The organism is Pseudomonas sp. E6002, from assembly GCF_013385565.1.
Lineage (GTDB): Bacteria > Pseudomonadota > Gammaproteobacteria > Pseudomonadales > Pseudomonadaceae > Aquipseudomonas.
This window is the reverse complement of the sequence record NZ_JACAPT010000017.1, coordinates 89,256-107,140: the sequence shown is the minus strand read 5'-3', so window position 1 is coordinate 107,140 and position 17,885 is coordinate 89,256. Positions and strand designations below refer to the sequence as shown.

General features: G+C 62.7%; 12 protein-coding genes. 2 read left to right on the top strand and 10 right to left on the bottom strand.

From position 1 onward, the window contains the following. Positions 1-2: 2 nt before the first annotated feature. Positions 3-692: an ABC transporter permease gene (locus HX815_RS14960; RefSeq protein WP_032899447.1), complete on the top strand. Its 690-nt coding sequence runs from the start codon at positions 3-5 to the stop codon at positions 690-692. Continuing rightward, on the top strand, positions 673-1,887 hold the full coding sequence (locus tag HX815_RS14955; RefSeq protein WP_177028489.1) for a methyltransferase: 1,215 nt from the start codon (positions 673-675) through the stop codon (positions 1,885-1,887). Before HX815_RS14960 ends, HX815_RS14955 begins: the two co-directional genes overlap by 20 nt. A 242-nt stretch (positions 1,888-2,129) precedes the next feature. Here HX815_RS14955 and bcsQ (HX815_RS14950) read toward each other — a convergent pair whose 3' ends face one another. The 10 genes from bcsQ (HX815_RS14950) to bcsQ (HX815_RS14905) all read right to left on the bottom strand — a co-directional run bounded on the left by bcsQ (HX815_RS14950) (position 2,130) and on the right by bcsQ (HX815_RS14905) (position 17,637). Then, on the bottom strand, positions 2,130-3,071 hold the full coding sequence (gene bcsQ / locus HX815_RS14950; RefSeq protein WP_102604463.1) for a cellulose biosynthesis protein BcsQ: 942 nt from the start codon (positions 3,069-3,071) through the stop codon (positions 2,130-2,132). 173 nt (positions 3,072-3,244) lie between these two features. After that, positions 3,245-4,372, bottom strand: a complete 1,128-nt coding sequence (locus tag HX815_RS14945) for a cell division protein FtsQ (RefSeq protein ID WP_177028488.1) — start codon at positions 4,370-4,372, stop codon at positions 3,245-3,247. 12 nt (positions 4,373-4,384) lie between these two features. Beyond that, positions 4,385-5,800, bottom strand: a complete 1,416-nt coding sequence (locus HX815_RS14940; protein ID WP_003218070.1) for an MBOAT family protein — start codon at positions 5,798-5,800, stop codon at positions 4,385-4,387. Positions 5,801-5,817: 17 nt separating this feature from the next. Then, positions 5,818-6,483, bottom strand: coding sequence for an alginate O-acetyltransferase AlgF (locus HX815_RS14935; protein WP_177028487.1), 666 nt, complete (start codon positions 6,481-6,483; stop codon positions 5,818-5,820). After that, on the bottom strand, positions 6,483-7,154 hold the full coding sequence (locus HX815_RS14930) for an SGNH/GDSL hydrolase family protein (protein WP_003218072.1): 672 nt from the start codon (positions 7,152-7,154) through the stop codon (positions 6,483-6,485). The genes HX815_RS14935 and HX815_RS14930 overlap by 1 nt, the downstream gene beginning before the upstream one ends. 17 nt (positions 7,155-7,171) lie before the next feature. Further along, the gene (locus tag HX815_RS14925) at positions 7,172-11,008 is read right to left on the bottom strand and encodes a cellulose biosynthesis protein BcsC (protein WP_177028486.1); all 3,837 of its coding nucleotides are present in this window, start codon (positions 11,006-11,008) and stop codon (positions 7,172-7,174) included. Next, a complete protein-coding gene (gene bcsZ, locus HX815_RS14920; protein ID WP_177021909.1) occupies positions 10,990-12,186 on the bottom strand; it encodes a cellulose synthase complex periplasmic endoglucanase BcsZ in 1,197 nt (398 codons plus the stop codon). Before bcsZ ends, HX815_RS14925 begins: the two co-directional genes overlap by 19 nt. Further along, positions 12,183-14,441: a cellulose biosynthesis cyclic di-GMP-binding regulatory protein BcsB gene (gene bcsB / locus HX815_RS14915; RefSeq protein WP_008435714.1), complete on the bottom strand. Its 2,259-nt coding sequence runs from the start codon at positions 14,439-14,441 to the stop codon at positions 12,183-12,185. Before bcsB ends, bcsZ begins: the two co-directional genes overlap by 4 nt. Then, positions 14,438-16,657 carry a UDP-forming cellulose synthase catalytic subunit gene (gene bcsA / locus HX815_RS14910; RefSeq protein WP_177028485.1) on the bottom strand — a complete coding sequence of 740 codons (2,220 nt, stop codon included), beginning with the start codon at positions 16,655-16,657 and terminating at the stop codon, positions 14,438-14,440. Before bcsA ends, bcsB begins: the two co-directional genes overlap by 4 nt. Beyond that, entirely contained in the window at positions 16,654-17,637 is a 984-nt protein-coding gene (gene bcsQ / locus HX815_RS14905; RefSeq protein ID WP_177028484.1) for a cellulose biosynthesis protein BcsQ, read from the bottom strand. Before bcsQ (HX815_RS14905) ends, bcsA begins: the two co-directional genes overlap by 4 nt. Positions 17,638-17,885 lie beyond the last annotated feature (248 nt).

Genomic DNA, 17,885 nt, shown 5'->3' with positions numbered 1-17,885 from the left:
GCCTGAACTGGGCCGTGATCATCAAATGGCTGCCGAAACTGGCCCAGGGCGCAACCCTGACCCTGGAGCTGGTGGCCATCGCCGTGATCGCCGGCCTGCTGCTGGCAATCCCGCTGGGCATCGCCCGCTCGTCACGCCTGTGGTACGTGCGCACCCTGCCCTACTGCTACATTTTCTTCTTCCGCGGCACGCCGCTGCTGGTGCAGCTGTTCCTGGTGTACTACGGCCTGGCACAGTTCGACGCCGTGCGTGAAAGCTTCATGTGGCCGTACCTGCGGGACCCGTTCTGGTGCGCCACCGCCACCATGACCCTGCACACCGCCGCCTATATAGCCGAGATCCTGCGTGGCGCGATCCAGGCCATCCCGCCGGGTGAAATCGAAGCCGCGCGGGCGCTGGGCATGTCCAGGCCCAAGGCGCTGTTCTACATCATCCTGCCGCGTGCCGCGCGCATCGGCCTGCCGGCCTACAGCAACGAAGTGATCCTGATGCTCAAGGCCAGCGCCCTGGCCAGTACCGTGACCCTGCTGGAACTGACCGGCATGGCCCGCACGATCATTGCCCGCACCTACCTGCCGGTGGAGATCTTCTTCGCAGCGGGTTTGTTCTACCTGCTGATGTCCTACGTCCTGGTGCGCTTCTTCAAGCTGCTGGAGCGCTGGTTGCGGGTCGATGCCTGCCAGGGCCGCTGACGCCTTGCTGACGGGTGAGCAACTGCTCGCCCGCTTCCAGGCGCTGGATGCGTTCCTCACCGAACATCAAGGGCTGTGGCGACCACGGCCCTTTACCCATCTGCAATTGCCGTGGGAAACCCAGCATCCCGAACTGGCCCATTGGCTGCGCCAGCGCTCGCTGGCCGAAGCGGAAACCAGCCATAACCAGCCTCACCACCTGCCGGCGCCTGCGCCTTTCCCTGAGCTGGCCATGCAGTCGCTGAATCTCAGTGCTGTGGATAACTTACCGTCCCGCCCGCTACCGGCCGCCCGTCATCGCCTGAACGTCGATGTACCCGGCCGCAAATGGCAGCAGATCGAAGCCTTCGGCGCCGCGCTGCAATTTCGCCAAACCCCCGAACACTGGCTCGACTGGTGTGCCGGCAAGGGCCACCTCGGCCGCCGCCTGTTGCAACCCGGGCAGCAACTGACCTGCCTGGAATACGACCCGGCCCTCATCGCCTCAGGGCAAGCCCTCAGCGAACACCATCAATTGCCCGTCACCCATCGCCTGCAAGACGTGATGGCCGACGTACAGATCAGCCGCGACCAAACCCCGGTGGCACTGCACGCCTGCGGCGACCTGCATGTGCGCCTGCTCCGACTGGCCAGCGCCGCCGGCTGCCAGCAGTTGGCCGTGGCGCCCTGCTGCTACAACCGCATCCGCGCCGAGCAGTACCCGCCGCTGTCGATTGCCGCCCAGGCGTCGTCACTGTATTTATCGGTGGAAGACCTCGGCCTGCCGCTGAGCGAAACCGTTACCGCAGGCGCGCGGGTGCGTCAGCAGCGCGATACGTCGATGGCCAGGCGCCTGGGTTTTGATGTCCTTCAGCGGCAACTGCGCGGGAGCGATGCTTACCTGCCCACTCCGTCCCTGCCCGCGAGTTGGCTGGCCAAGCCGTTCGCCGACTACTGCCGCGAACTGGCGGCCCTCAAGGGATTATCCACAGGGGAACAGGATTGGTCGGCACTGGAGGCCCAAGGCTGGCAGCGCTTGGCACAGGTGCGAAACCTGGAATTAGTGCGTGGTCTGTTTCGGCGCCCGCTGGAAATGTGGCTGGTACTGGACCGGGCATTGTTTCTCGAAGAAAACGGTTACAGGGTTCAAGTCGGCAGCTTCTGCGAAACACCGCTCACCCCGCGCAACCTGATGCTGCTCGCCGAGCGCAATTAAAGGGCATTTTGTCGCAGCGTGCCCTGTGGATAACTCTGTTGATGGAATTCTGGCAGAGGCCCTGCCGGCAAGTTTCGCGGGGCAAAATGCTGACTGGTCATTTTTTGTTCACAAAATAAAACGCACGCAAAACAGGCAGTTGCAGCGTGATGAGAACCGCTCCGCAAAATTGCGGTTTGATGACAGGTCGAACCAACCGATTGTGCATAAGCATCTGAGGTTAGCGGCATAACCCGGGCTTTTCAGTGGGCAACCAGCAGGCGGCAAAGCGCGTTTATATCGTCACAGGCCATGCTTGCGGCTTGGTTATCCAGCGGATCGCTGCCAAAAGCCAGGGCCTCGCTGATCGCCGGATCCCGATGCACCACCTCCAACAGGCTGTCACCCAGGCGCTTCCTGAACACCTCGACCATGTCCAGGCTGAAGCCCGAGGTCTCGTCGAGTTGGTTGATCACGAAGTGGCAACGCAGCGCCGGCCGATCATCAAGGTGTGGCGCCAGCAACTGCTCCATCTGCTCCAGGGTGCCAAGGGAAGCCGCATCCGCCTGGGCGATGACCAGCACCACATCGGCCACGTTCAGTGCCTGATGCAGGTAGACGTTATTACCCGCCGGGGTGTCGATGATCACCGTGTCCTGCTCACCCAAGCCCAGGGCCGACAAATGTTGCGCCAGCCAATGCGGCTCCTGTTTCAGCCAGCGCTGGAGGTCTTCCTGCTGACGGATATCGGTTTCGCCAAACGTGATCACCTGGCAACCGGCAAAGCCTGAATGAAGGATCTGGCTCCAGCGCTCGTTGTGCAGGCTGGTGCGCCCGATGCCGGGCAAGGTATGGCTCAGGCCGAAGTGGTGATAGAGCGCGTTTTGCGGGTCCAGGTCCAGCGCCACCACTGGCTGTCCCAGGCGCTGCAAACCGCTGCTCAGCGCGGTGGCCAGGGTGCTGCGGCCGACGCCGCCATTGACCGAAACCAGCGCTACCACCTTCGCCCGGATGTTCGCGGCTTCGCGGGACTGCTCGTTGGCACAAGGGGAATGTCGGGAGAACGACGCGCCACTGCCCATATTGAGGCTGGCACTGTCGTCGACCGGCATGTCTTCGAAGAACTGCAGCATCGAATCCATCCCTTGAACATCACTGGCAGTCGTCTTATCGAACAACGAAAAAAGATCATCGGTACGGCTCATCGCCAACACTCCCTCACGACGCATCTTAAAGACGTGAAAGGTCAGCTGTACTGATGCTTACCGCAGGTCTTTTTGTGGGCGCCTTTGTGTACGCATTCTGTGACAAAGGAATGAAAGTGTCATTATTTTGGTGTTTCTGAAGAAATCTTTAAGACGAGCGGTAAATGGTCAATTTACTGACTAACCTTTATCGGGTCGTAAGGTGTTTGCAAATCCCGCTCGGGGATCTCCCAGATCAGCAGCTTGGGCGGCGTCTGCTTGAACGCCGGGCTGTCGAAATAAGCCTTGGCGGCGCCTGAAAATTCGCCGCCGTCCTTGCTGAAGTTACCCACCGGAGCGTTCAGGGCTTTTTGCAGGAAGCCCACGAAATTCGAATTGCGCGAAAACGAGGTACCGATCAGCGCCACGTTCGGCAGGCCGGCGTCACCAAACAAATCGTCAGGGTTACTCGATGCCGCCGGGCCGTTTTCATGCGCGGTGCTGGCCGCAACCTGCTCGCCCACCGGCTGTAACTTCGGCGGCAACCAGTCGAGACCGGCCAGGCGCACCAGGTCACCCGGTCGCGGTGCAAGCGGTGCCTGGGTAATGTCGAAGGCTTGCTCCGGCGTGGCCTGGATACCGCGCTGCTGGATGCGCAGGGCCACGGCGCGGGCGCCGGCATTCGAGCCGATTTCGCTCCAGTGCGTGTCGGTACGCAGGTAGGCATCCGGGCCGAGGGGTTTCAGGGTGTCGGTCAAATCCAGCACTTCAACGCCCGCCGCTTGCAACAGCGTGCTCCATTGCTGGATCCGGCCATCCAGCACGGCCGGACGGTACAAGCCGCAACGCTGGGCAGCGGCGATGCGGGTTTTATCCGGCACCACCATCACTTGCAGATCAATACCGCGCTGGCCTAGCTGCTTTTTCAGGTCGATCACCGCGTCGGCCTTGGTGCGCGCATTGTCTTCGGCGTGGCGGTTGAGCTTCAGCTCATCGCTGATAAACAGCCAGCCCGGGCAGCCCTGGCGCACCCGCGGCCCGGTGTCGCCGAACGCCAGCCAACTGGCGCCGCGCTCCAGGTTTGCCGCTTCGATGGCCATCGGTGCCTTGGACAATTCCTTGGCAAACCGATGGGTCACTTCACCGTGCAGCAGCATGTCGCTGTCGACCTTGGGCGGCAGGAAACTCACCGGCCCCTTGACCATCAGCCAGACGCAAGACAACAGCCCCGCCGCCAGGAAAGGCACCAACACCCAGCCCGCCAGGGGGCTGGTGCGGACGGCCAATTCACTCGGTGGGGTCGGCGCGGTAGGGGCGGGCATCGTCAGGCTTCCTTAGAACTGAAAGTACAGAAACGGTACGGCATCGCGGCTGGCAATCAGCGCGAACGACAACACAAACCCGGCCACCGGCCACAGGGATGCGGCCACCACAAACCAAGGCTGCGTACCAAAACGCTGCTCGCAGCGGGTCTGCCAGATCGGCGCGATGATGCACACCAAACCGAGCAACGCGGCCATGCCATGAGCCGGGCGCATGGCCACGGCCAACGCATCACCCAAGGCCATGCCATGCATGCCGAATTGGCCGGCGTACATGGTCAGTGCCGAATGGAAGTCCGGTGCGCGGAACAGCGTCCAGGCCAGGCACACAAACAGCAGCGTCAAGATGTGCGACAGCACCGGCGGAATGCTCGGCAGGCTCGAGCGCGACCACGCCCGGTCAATGCACAACGCGATACCGTGGGCCGAACCCCACAACAGGTAGTTCCAACTGTCGCCGCCATGCCACAACCCGGCAATCGCCATGGTCAGGAACAGGTTGCGGTAGGTACGCCATACGCCGTCGCGGTTACCGCCGAGGGCGATGTACAGGTAGTCCCGCAGCCAGCTGGACAACGACAAATGCCAGCGCCGCCAGAAGTCCTGGATGCTGCTGGCGAGGTACGGCCGGTTGAAGTTTTCCGGGAAGTGGAAGCCCAGCATCAAGCCCAGGCCGATGGCCATGGCACTGTAGCCGGCGAAGTCGAAAAACAGTTGCAACGAGTACGCCAGGCAGCCGATCCAGGCATCCACCAGGCTCGGGTTTTCCAGGTGGAAGGCGATGTCCACCAGCGGCGACAAGGTGTCGGCCACCAGCACTTTCATGCCCATGCCGATCATGAAACGCCGAGCGCCAAGGCTGAAATTCGGCCAGTTGAAATAACGCTGGTTCAGCTCGCGCCGCACCCAGTCATAACGAATGATCGGGCCCGCAATCGAGTGGCCGAACATCGAGATATAGGTCGCGTAATTGATGAAGCTGCGCTCCACCGGCACCGTGTGCCGGTGCACATCCACCAGGTACGAAATCGCCTGCAGCACAATGAACGACAATCCGGCCGGCAATGCCACGCGCTGCCAATCCAGCGGCATCGCGCCGTACCAGGTGATTACCTCACTCACGGTGCCCGCGACGATGTTGGCGTACTTGTACCAACACAGCACCGCGGTGTTGAACACGATCAACGCGATCAACAGCCGCACCCGGCCCTTGCCGTCTTCACGGGAACGGTCCACCAGCAAACCGCCGACCCACGCCACCACGGTCAACACCATGTGCAGGAACAGGAACAGCGGGCTCAACCAGCCGTAGAACAGCCAGCTGCCGATCAACAGGATGACGTTGCGCCAGCCCGGACGGGCCAGCGCATAAATCAACAGGAAGGCCGGCAGGAACAGCGTGAGGAATTCCAGTGAGGCAAAGACCATGGTGGTGTCGGGCCCGATCAGTTAGCGAGCGTGTCGGAGGTAAACAGCAACCTCGAACCGGCGGCCGATGGCAGTGCGAGCACGCTGTAGCGTTCGCCGGCCTTGAGGGTGAAGGTCAGCGGCTGGCCCACCGGCGCGTTGGCGCACTTGAGCTGCACCGACAGTTCCACCGGGTTGATCATGCGGCGCGAAATCGCGCCTTCGGCGACCTTCTTGAACAGTTCGGCTTTTTGCGCCACGGCTTCCAGGCTCGCGTCGACGCAGGCGGCGTCGGCGTTGATAAAGGCCAGCGAGGCCTTCAGTGCGTTGAAGTCATCCGGCTGTTCGTGGATCACCAGTTGGCGCGTGCCGCCCTTGGCGTCCGGCACGGCCACTACGGTGGCGAACTCGCCCGGCGCGACGGTCACGGCCAGCTCGGAATCCTTGCCGCCCTGGCTCAACACACCCTTGATCGGGGTCTTGCCGCCCGACACCGGCAGGTAGTCAGACACCAGTTTGTCGCCACCCAACACCAGGCTGGCCTTGGAACTCTGGGGCAGCAATTTCAGCTCGCCGTCGGTGCCGTTGGCCAGGCGCAGGAAGGCCGAATCCTTCTCCGGGCCGGTGGGGTAAAGCGGGATGTCGGCGCTGTAGGCGCTGACGCTGGCGAGCAAGGTCGCCAGGCCCAGGGTAATCCGTTTCATTATTGCGCTCCTTTGCCCACGGCGGCCGGTGGCAACTTCGCCAGGGAGTCGCCGATCGCCTTGGCCCACTTCTGGTAGCCGTCGATGGTGAAGTGCTGGCCGTCGGTGGTGATCCACTGGCCCGGCTTGGAGAAGGTCAGCGAGTCAACGTAGGTGCACGGCGCCACGTTGGTGGCGAGGAACTGCGACATCACCTTGGTGCGCGCATCATCCTTCTTGTACTGCGAACCGACCTTGCCCCACGCCGGCCCGACCCACACGCACTTGGTGCCGGTTTCGGTGATGGCCTTGGTCAGGGAAGTCACGCTTTTCCAGGCCCAGACTTTCGGGAACTGCGGCTCCGGGTACGAGGCCATGGTGTCGGCGATGATGATCACCACCAGGTCCGGCTTGTCCTTGGCGATCAGGTCTTTGATCGGGGTGGTGCTCATGGCGTTCTTGCCGAAAATCTCGGCCTTGCCAACCGGCAGGCGCTCGGCACCGCACTCGACTTTCTTCGGCACGATCCAGTCGGCTGCACCGGCGCCGCACGCGCCGATGGAGTGAACCTTGGCGCCCTGGGCGGTGAGGTTGTCCTGCAGCGGGTTGAGCAGTGAATCAGGAAAGCTCATGTGACTTTCGCCCAATACCAGCAGGGTCAGGCCGGCAATAGCAGAAGCGGAAACAGGCATGGATGACTCCTATCAAATCAATTCGAATAAGGGGAACGGTACGGACTGACCGGCAAGGGCATAGGCCCGCTCAGGTCTTCAAACAAGTAGCGCAGGTAGGCGTTACCGACGTACTGGCGATAGTCCTGGGCGTTGTCGAGACCAACTTCGCCACCCAGGTAAAAGCGCGAGCTGAGGCGGTATTCGGCGGCGGCATTGAAGCTGTAGCCGATGCCGGTCTTGCTGCTGGAGTCGTATGCTTGATTACCCAGCTCTTTGTGGCCTGGAAAATAAGCGACGCCATCTTGCTCGATATGCTGCACACCCACCGAGCTTTTTATCTGGTAGCTGAAACGGTCAAAACTCTGGGCCCAACGCACCGGAACACCTAGAGAGAAGAAGCGTTGCGGACTGAAGTACCCGCCTTGGCGGTAGGTGTAGAAACCCTGGTTCTCACTGAAGCCCATCGCCGAGCCACTGATACCTAACGTCAGGGTGTCGGACGGGTTATTGCGCAGGTACCAGTAGATGCCGCTCCCCAATTCCAGACGGGTGTTGTCATCGACGTGATTGCCCAGCAATTCGTGCAACGAACCATAGCCGTACACACCAAGTTTCTGGTTGTCATAGCTCAACTCGCCACGGCCACCATTGGCGGTGACGCCGCCCCACTTATTCCCATCGCCGTCTTTAGAACCCGCGAAGGACGTCACGCTATCGGTGACCGGACGCCGGGATACATTGACGCCATAACGGAAGTTCGAATTGGCTTCAAACGGTCGGGCCACACTGACGCCACCCACCACGGTACTGTAAGTAAAGCCCAGCGGACTAACGCCGACGTCAGCCTTGAGCCCCTTGTCCGGATCTTCCACCGCCACAGCGAGACCTACACCGGTGTCGCTCTGCGAGCCGGCCGGTTTCGGGGTGCCCTTGCCAAAACGTGACAAGGCATCGTCGCTTACGCTACCAGCGCTCAAGTGCACCGGCGTCACGCGCAGCGCAACGTTCAGATCCCCCACCGGCATCCGCGCTTCGAATGGCGCCTCGACGTCAGTGATTTTGCTCAAGCCGCTTTCGCCATTGTTGCTGCGAACGCTCAAGCCCTGCACCAGGTAACCGGTGCGATCCCGCAGGATCGTATCCAGCGCACGACGTGCCGGGCTGAGGTTGGCGGTGTCGAGTGCAGCAATGCTCGACGGTGGCTCGAACGGCTCGTTCCAGTTGTTCGACGCCGGACGCGCGGAGGCTGCCAGGGCATTGTCCGGCACGACATTGGTCGGTGCATCAATCGGCGGCGGCACGGCGCCGGCGACGGTCAGGTCGGTGACCTGGCGACGCTGGCCCGGCAAGCCGACGAAGGGATTGTAAGGCACGCCCTGGGAGCCGGCCTGAGCCAATTGCGTCTGGCTCTTCTGGCTGTTCTCAATCGCCAACGCCTTGCGCAGCAGTGCAGCGGCTTCGTTGTTCTTGCCCAGCCCCTGATAGATGCGCGCAGCCGAGGTGAGGATCTCGGGGTTGCCCGGTTCCAGGGACAGCGCCTTTTCACTGGCGCTTTCCGCCAGGCCACGATCACGGCCTTGCAGCGCGATATCCGCCAGGCCCAGTTGCAGGCGAGCGTTGTTCGGGTTCTGCTGAATCAGCGGCGCATAAAGCTCCATGGCCTTTTTGCTATTGCCGCTGGCCGCGTACATCCGCGCCAGGGCACCTACCGCCATTGCGTCGTTGGGACGCTGGGCAAGGGCCGGCGACAGCATGTCGTAGGCCGCGACCAGGTCGTTTTTCTCACGCAGGGCATCAGCCTGTTTGACCCGGTACAGGTAGATCAAATCGTCGTAACGCTGGCGACCGGTTTCACTCAGCGGCTTGCCCTGCACTTCACGCAGGATGTCGCCCGCCTCGGTGTAGTGGTTGGCCTTGAGCAGCACATTGGCGTACAGCAGTTTCTGGTCGACGGTCGGGTTCGGATTGTTATCCAGAACCTTCTGCATGATATCCAGGCCCTGCTGCGTCGCGCCGACTTCCACATAAGCGGCAGCCAGCACTGCCAGGCGCTCAGGCTTCTGCCGGGTCATGGCTTCACTGCGGCCCAGCAGCGCGAGGGCTTCCGGGCGTTGGCCACGGCGGGCGGTCTCGATGGCGATGTCGGTCTGCTTGTGCAGCGCGATATCGATACCCAGCTCGTTCATGTCAGCGGTACGTTGCCCCGCAGGGATACGCGCCAGGGTCTCTTCAGCCTTTTTCCACTCACCCAGCTCCGCCGACAGCAGCGTGCTGGTGTACAGCGCGTCCGGCTGGTTCGGCTGCTTGGCCAGCAAGCCGTCGATCAAGGCACGGGCGTTGCGAATCTGGCCGTCGCGCAGGTAAATGCGCGCCAGGGCGAAGCGTGTCCACGGGTTTTCCGGGTCGGCATCAAGGGCTTGTTTGTAGGCGGCTTGCGCGGCTTTCAAATCGCCCCGCTGCTCGGCCAGCTTGCCGACCTGGGTAGCGCGCAATGCGGTGATTTTCACACTCGGCGCGAACTTCGCGCGCTCGGCGGGCGACACCGAGTCGATCAGCTTCAAGGCTTCTTCCGGCTGCCCCGACTGGGACAGCACGTTGATCAAGCCGCTCAGCGCGTCCGGGTCGCCAGGATGACGGGCGAGCACTTTGCGGTAGCCGGCTTCGGCGGTGTCGAACTGATTGTCCTGGGCCTGGAAACCCGCCAGTGCCACGGCAGCGCCGGGCTGGCCAGGGTTCAAGCGTTCGGCCTGGGCCACCAGGTCGCGGGCCTGGCTGCCGCGCCCGCCACGCTGGGCGTCACGGGCCTGGTTGAGCAGGTTCCAGTAGCGCACATCATTGAGCGCCGACTGCCATGCCGCGCCACCCGGCAAACGGGTGGCCTGAACCAGGTAGCTTTCAGCCTCGCTGAAGCGCTGCTGCTGTTGACGCAACACGCCCATGCCACCGAGGGCATCGACGTCATTGGGTTTTTCGTTGAGGCGCGCCGCCAATAGCGGCTCGGCGGTTTTCAGGTCGCCGTCATCCAGCGCCTTGAACGCCTTGGTCATCTGCGGATCACGCTGCCAACCGGCGCCGGTCTTGCCTTGGGCAATGCCCTTGTTCATCAGCGCACGGATTTCGCTGTCGTCCGGATGCGCCGCCAGAAACTGCTGGAACAACGGCACCTGGTCGCTCTTCGGCGGGCCGAGCCAGATCAGCGCAAAGCGCCAGGTTTCATCGGCGTTGCCGCCCACGTCGTTGTTCGGGGCCAGCTTGGCCAGGGCGCGGATGCCGTCGGCGCGGGTGGCCGGGTTACGCGCCAGATGCTTGGCCAGGAACAGCGCCACAATCGGGTCGTTCGGCCGCTCGCGAGACAAACGCTGCAAGCCGGCGATGGCCTCGTTCGTGCCCTTGGGCGTGAAGCCCAGGGTGTTGTAATACTCGCGGGCAAGCAGGCCCTGGGGCTGGCGCCCCTGGAAGATCTGGCGATACAGCGCCACCGCTTGTTCGCGCTCTTCTTCAGGCTCGCCGAGTTCACGGGCCTGTTCCAGCAACTTCGCGTTGGCCGGGATGTTGACGGTGATGTCCTGCTCCAGCAGCAAGGCCTGGCGCGGTACCGGGCTCAGCGCCTGCAGGCGGGCCAGGTACTTTTGCGCTTCGGCCGGACGCTGTTGTTGCACCTGGATCAAGCCAATGCCGTACAGCGCATCCGGCTGTTCAGGGCTCAGGCGCAGCAGTTTCTGCCAGGTCTCGAGGGCGCGTTCCGGGTTCTTTTTCGACTGCCAGTAATAGCCCTGCTCGATCAGCAGGCTTTGCGGGTCAGTGGTTTCGGCAAAGCTGGCGCTGGAAGCCAGGGCCGCCAGAATCGCAATGGCTAGCGTGTGACGGCGCATGCAGACTCCCAGGATAATTTCACCGTGCCGTCTTGTTCGAAACGGTACTTTTGATCAGCGAAGCCCTGGCCGAACAGGCTGAGCATGTAGTCGTAGTAAATCGGCTGGGCGCTGTCCGGGGCCGAAGGCGCGAGCGCCTTGGCAAGGGCGTCGTCGACTTTCTGCTTTTGCAATTGCGCCAGGGCGGTTTCGCCACGGGCCTGGAAGAAGGCCATGGTGGAGGCCGAGAACCCCGTCGGCGTGTAGCCGTTGTTTTTCTCGACTTCACCGGTCAGCACGTGGACTTTCTCCGGCGGCAAACCGTTGACCGACGCAGCAGTGGCACGGGAAATCCCGCCCAAGGCCTTGAGCATCGGCGCGGCCAGCGGGTCGCTCTTGGCGGTCATGCCGGCCCAGAGGTAAGTGCGGATCGCGTCGTAGCTGCCCAGGTCATCGGAAAACGGGTCGACGATAAACAGCCCGGTGTTTGCGCTGGTGGCGCGATAACCGACCCAGTTGGCCGCCAGGCCATGGGGATTGCTCGGCAGGTCGGCGAGCATCTTCGCGTTGCTCTCGGCCACTTCGTTCCAGCCGGCGTTCGGGCGTTCTTTTGCAAAGCGGCGCAGTTGCGGCAGTACTTGATAGCTGGGGTTGAAACGCCACAGGCCACCCGCGTGTGCATAGCCTACCGGCCCCGGCAACAGCATCTTGCCCAGGCCCGGTACGCGCACGATCAGGTTGCGTTCAACGTTGGCCAACACCAGTTGCGCGTCGCTGCGGTACTGCGGTGCGTTCCACACGCGCGCGGCTTCGAGCAACGCATAGGCCATCCACAAATCGGCGTCGCTGGCGGAGTTGCTGTCGATCGCGCCCCACTTGCCATCGTCACGCTTGCCCCACAGCCAGGCCGGCAGGTTCTGGCCGATGTCGGCGCCCGCCATGTTGGACTTGGTCCAGGTCCAGAGCTTGTCGAAGGTCGCCCGGTCGTTGCCCACCAGGGCAAAGAACATCGCGTACGACTGCCCTTCCGAGCTGCTTTCCGTCGGCTTCATGGACGAGTTCAACACCCGGCCATCGTCCTGGATAAACCGCTTGGCATAGTTCTGCCACAGCGGCCAATCGCAGGTCTGTGCCTGGGCGGCACCGGCAAGCAATGTGCTGCCAATCACCGCCAGGATCGCGCTACGCAAAGGGTTCATGCCAACCGCCGTTTTGCACGGGCACGCAGTGCCAGGTAGATCAGGCAGGTCAGCACCAGCAGCCCCAGGAAGGTAATCGCCAGCATCCAGCCCAGGTTCTGGGACAGCTGCCATTGCATGAATTTGAAGTAGTTCAGGTCGCCGACGTAGTACTGCTGGTCCGCGACCAACGAGCTGATCTGCGTGCCCTGCACCACCGCCAGGCTGCCCTGGATCGAGTCTTTGTAGTCGTCACCGCCAATCAGCGCCGAGGTCGCTTCAAGCAGGCCCTGAGGCTGGTTGCTGGCGATCAGCACCACGCTGCGCCCGGCCTTGAGCGGCGATTGGAAGCCGGCGAACCAGGTGCTGTTGCTCAGGCCGCTGAAGGTGATGCCGGCATTGGCCGTATGCTGGTTGGCCGCGGCGTCCGGGCTGATCCAGCTGCGCACATAACGTGGCAGGTCAGACAACAGGAAGTGGTGCTGCAGGCCGTCACTGGTGGCCGGCAGGTATTGCTGCCATTGCTGCAGCAGCGGCTGGTTGCCGCCGGTGGCGAGCACCAGCAGGTCTTTGTCGGCAACGCTTTGCACGTCTTTGGCCTGCACCACTTTGACGGCGGTGGCCGGGTAGCCGGTGGACTCGCCGAAGCGGCCCATCACAGTCAGGTAGGCGCTCAATTCATCGGTGCCGACGTTGTCCGGCATCACCACCGCCGACTCCGAAAGGTCAGCCAGGCGGGTGAACGGGAAGCCGGAATCGTTGAACACGCCCAGGTTCGGCATGGCGATAAAGTGCTGGTAGCTGCTCAGGTCCAGGCTCGAGTCCGGGTCAATCGCACCGCGCATGTTGTCGACGATGATGTCCCGGCATTCGCCTTCCTTGATGTAGTCGTACATGAAGCGCAGTTGCAGCTTGGACTTGGGCGAGGCCGAGCTGATCGGCAACAGGGTCGTCACTTCACGGGGCAGGGTTTCGTCTTTCTTCAGCTGGTCCAGCAGGCTCTGCCCGCCGCCCAGGTTGCTCACCGACGGCAACGCGACAGACTTCATGAACTGGTCGTTCAGGCCGATCAGCAAGGAGGAGTTGGTGGACACCTGCTGCGGCGTGTAGCGGTATTTGACGTTGAGCGGCACGCCCTCTTCACGCCAGTTGAACAGGTCGGGCGGCAGGCGCAGGTCGACGCTGATCGGGCCCGGGTTGTAGCCGGAGACGTTGAGCTTTTTCAGTTCTACCAGCTCGCCAAGGCGTACCGGACGGTTGCTGGGCAGCCAGTTCGGCGCGTCGTAAGGGCTGCGCGGGGCCAGGGTGTCGAGCCTGGTGATGACCACGCTGTTGCCGGTCAACACCGGGTTGCCCAGCACCACGGCGGTGGCGGCACGCTTGAGTTCGGCGCCATCACGGCCGGAGACGATCAGCAGCTTGCCATTCGGGTCGTTGGGGTTGGTGATCAGGGTCAGGGTGGGCCCTTTAGGCTCAGGGACCGCCACACCGTGTACATCCACAGCCTGGGTACTTTGCACCAGCACGATGGCGTTGCCCTTGGCCGGAATCTCGCCAAGGGTGGTCGGGAACGTCGCACCCCGGTAGCTGGCCAAGCCGCCTACCCACGACGACAGCGCACCGGCAGCTTCCAGCGCGGCGTTGTCCGGCGCGCTGGCAAACACGAACGGCAGGCTGACCTGGCGCGCATCGCGCTTGTCGAAGAACGGCAGCGGCAGCACCGACAGGTCGTCTTTCAAGACGATCGGCTGCACCTGCACTTTCAGCTCACTGCTGTTGCTGATCTTGGCCCACAGGCTGCTGTGCAGCGGGTCTTCACAGGACATGGTGTAGTGGCCGATGAACTGCAGGCTCAAGCGGTTGAATTCGGTGATCAGGTGCGCCGGAATCTGCACCAGTTTTTCCTGCTGGATGCCTGCGCCCTCTTTGGGCAGCGGCAGGCTGGCGGCGACTTCGTCGTTGACCAGCACGTTGATCTGCGACAGGTCCGCCAGCAGCGCCGGCGAGTAGCTGTACTTGAGCAACAGTTGCGCGCCCTTCACCACTTCATCGGCACGGATGTCGAAGTTGACGCTGTCGGACGCTTCCACGCCTTGCAGGTTCATGGTGTCGCGACGGCCCAGTTGCTTGAGGGTCAGGCTGTAGCCGTCGTCAGTGCTCTGCACCGCAACAGCGGGTGCAGCGGCCTGTGCCTGCGAGCCCAGGCCCAGCAGCGAAGCGATCATCAGCGCGAGCACGCCGCGCGACTGCGGGCGGGCAAATAGTGTGGAAGTCATGGCTTGTCCATCAGCGTATCGAGCGGTTGTGAGGGAGTGCGGCGCAGGGCCAGACGCAATTCATGCAGCGTGGCGCGACCCAGGGTAAACAGGCCGCCGATGCCGATGGCACCGACTTCACGCAGGGCTGACAACGGTGTATCGGGCTGGCCGGCGCCCCAACTCGCGGCCCAGGTGTCGGCGCGGGAAAACGTCAGGCGTACCAGTTCGCTTTGTTGGCGCAGGGACAGTGCATCGAATTGCGCGCCAATCTGCGCGCCCTTGCGGAACACCACCCGCGCCTGGAACAGGCTGTCTTGTCCGTTGCGCGACAGCACCAACTGCAACTGTTCGCCCCGGGCAATCTGGTGCCCGTCGGCGAGGATCAGGCCGAAGCCGTTCTGCGAGAAATCCTGGGTCGTACCTTTGAGCACACGACCGTCGGCGCAGATCACACTGACCGGCAATTTCGCGCTGACCCGCGGCTCGGAGCGCACTTGCCGCGCTTCGGAAGCCACCGCCACTGCCGCGCTGGTGATGATCAGGTTGTAGAGGGTCCAGGTCAGGTTGATCGCCACGGTGACCGCGGTGGACTCGTCGCCCCAGATCAACTGATAAAGACCGAAGCACAGCCCGACCAGGTTCACCGCCAGCAGTACCAGGTACGGCCGGGCGAGTTTCCAGTCGAAGAACTGCTTGTCGATGATCCCGCCCTTGTCGGTGACGTTGAAGCCGCCCGCCTTGGGGTTGACCAGCGCAACCAATACCGGCGGCAGGATGTACCAGGCCAGTACGGTCTCGTAGACCTCGTTCCAGAACGAGTGGCGGAAGCGCCCCTGGATCCGCGAGTTGGTCAGGCTCGAATGCACGAGGTGGGGCAACACATAGGCGACAATCATCAGCGCCGAGGCGTGGAAAATCTGCGCGCCGAAAATCAGGTAGGCCAGCGGCGCGGTGAGGAACACCAGCCGCGGCAAGCCATAGAAGAAGTGCAGCATAGCGTTGGCGTAGCAGATGCGCTGGCCCCACTTCAGGCCTTTGCCCAGCAGCGGATTGTCGGTGCGGAAAATCTGCGCCATGCCCCGCGCCCAACGGATGCGCTGGTTGATGTGGCGTGACAGGCTTTCGGTGGCCAGGCCCGCGGCTTGCGGGATCGCCAGGTAAGCGGTGTTGTAGCCCAGGCGGTTGAGCTTGAGCGCGGTGTGGGCGTCTTCGGTGACGGTCTCGACGGCCACGCCGCCGATTTCCAGCAAGGGCTTGCGGCGGATCACCGCACACGAGCCGCAGAAGAACGTCGCGTTCCACAGGTCGTTGCCGTCCTGCACCAGGCCGTAGAACAACTCGCCCTCATTGGGCACGGCGCGGAAGGTGTCGAGGTTCTTTTCAAACGGGTCGGGTGAAAAGAAGAAGTGCGGCGTTTGCAGCATCGCCAGCTTGGGGTCCTTGAGGAACCAGCCGAGGCTGACTTGCAGGAAGGAACGGGTCGGCACGTGGTCGGCGTCGAACAGCGCGATGTACTCGCCGTCGGTGACCTTCAACGCTTCATTGAGGTTGCCGGCCTTGGCGTGGAAATTGTTGTCGCGGCGGATGTAGTTCACGCCGATCTTGCGGCAGAAATCGCGGAAGTCGTCGCGACGGCCATCGTCGAGCACGTGGACGCGCAACTTGTCCTTGGGCCAGTCCATCGCCTGGGCGGCGAAGATGGTCAGTTTGACGATGCTCAACGCCTCGTTGTAGGTCGGGATGAACACGTCGACGGTGGGCCACTCCGACGGTTCGGTCTTGAGCCACACCGGCTCGCGGCGCAGCGGCCAGGCGGTTTGCACGTAGCCGAAGATCAGCACCACCAGCGCGTACAGCTCGGCGAGCACCAGGCCGTAGCCGAACAGCATGTCGAGCCAGGTTTCAAAACCCAGGGTGGAAGTCAGCCGCCAGTACATGTAGCGCAGCGACGCCACCAGCGACAACACCACCAGCGCGAGGATCGCCATGCGCCCGGGAATCTTGCGCAGCACCAGCACCGCAAGGAAGCACACGGCGGCAAACAGGCATTGGCTGTAGAGGTCCAGCGGGGCGCTGACAATGCTCACCAACAGCAAGGTGCCGACCACACAACTGATCACCACCAGCACTTTGCGCAGCGTATCGGGCCAGCGATTGAAGCGCGAAATCGCGGCGTCCAGCCGCTGCTCGGCGCGCCCCGGAGTGTGGGGCGTAGAGGACGTAGTGTCGGTCATGGAAGGTCCGAATCGATGCGTTCGAGCAGCGTGCGGCACAGGGCGTGAATGTCCTGGCAGCCGAGACTGTTGACGGTAGGGTCGAGGGGATCGCGGCCGCAGGCCTGGGCTTCACTGAACACCGGGTCACGGTGGACCGTGCCGAGCAGTGCATCGCCGAGGCGGGCCTTGAACACTTCGGCCATGTCCAGGCTGAAGCGGTGGGCGCCGTCGAGTTGGTTGATCACGTAGTAACGCTGTGGTGGTTTTTCGCACTCAAGGTACGGCGCCAGCACGCTGTCCATCTGGGCCAGGGTGCTGAATGAGGAAACATCCGCCTGCACCGCCACCAACACCACGTCTGCCAGGGCCATGGCCTGGTGCAGGTACACCGTGTTGCCGGCAGGCACGTCGATCACCACCGTGTCCTGGCCATTCAACTGCAAGCCGGCCAGGTGCCGGGGCAGCCATTGGACGTCTTCGCCGAGCCAGCGATTGAGGTTTTTTTGCTGGTCGTTGTTGGTCTCACCGAAGGCTACCAGGCGGCAACCGGCAAAGCCGCGCTCAGCCAAGCCTTCCCAGGACTCATTGCTCAAGCTCGTCGCGCCGATGCCGGGCAAATTCAGGCCCAGGCACAAGTGATGACGTAGGGCGTTTTGCGGGTCCAGGTCCAGCGCCACGGCCGGGTGGCCTTGACGCTGCAAGCCGCTGGCAATGGCCGCGGTCAGCGTGCTGCGACCGACACCGCCCTTGAGCGAGACCACCACGATCACCTTGGGTGAGGATTGATCCGAGTACACCTCACCGGTCGGCCCTTCGACCACTTCGGGAGGTTGCAGGTGATCGGCTTCGCCCTGGGTCAGCTCTTCGAGCAAGCGCAGCAATGGCGCCGATGGCGGCTCATCCAGCGCGACGGTGCAAGCGGTTTGGGCCGGGATGGGCACGGCGTCGAAACGCTCGACCACCACGTCATCCTCAAGATAATCATGGACGGCGTACATCTCCCGGTAGCCATTTGGATTGGCGCCCAGCTTATTGAATAGTTTTGAAATATCGTCTGCGCGACTCACCCACGGCCCTCCCCGGTTATTACGCTTTAAAGGCGTTAAAAAGGTCAGCCCGTTGAGCTGACCTTGGTTTTTCTAGTTATGTGTTGGCTGGCGGCATTCTGTGATATCAGATTGATGGTGTCAGTATTTTGATGCTTTTTGATGAATTCTTTCCGACGAGCGGCTGAGTGCCGTATTTT